Below are 260 nucleotides of genomic sequence, written 5' to 3' on the forward strand. Positions count from 1 at the left end.
GTGCCGACGGTGAGGTGCCAGCCGGTGGCGCCGGTGGGTGCGGTGGTGGGCAGTTTGACGGTGAGGGTGCTGCCGGTGACGGTCGTGTAGGGCGTCCAGGGGGTGGTCATCGGCACCGCGGTGCCGGTGGTGGGTGCGCTGGTCGCGGTGCGGGCGGTGCTGGCGGTGGAGGTGACGGTGGCGGCGGCCAGGCCGACGCGGTGGGGTGTGCCGTTGGTGAGTCCGGTGATCCAGTAGGTGGTGCTGCTGACCGGGACCAG

At 73.1% G+C, this 260-nt stretch carries 1 protein-coding gene; it reads right to left on the bottom strand.

Annotated elements, in window-relative coordinates; genetic code table 11:
• A partial coding sequence (locus O2V61_RS22360; protein WP_269185483.1) for a hypothetical protein occupies positions 1-260 on the bottom strand: 260 nt, incomplete at both ends.

Origin of the sequence: Modestobacter sp. VKM Ac-2985 (genome assembly GCF_026967925.1) — a bacterium.
Taxonomy (GTDB): Bacteria; Actinomycetota; Actinomycetes; order Mycobacteriales; family Geodermatophilaceae; genus Modestobacter.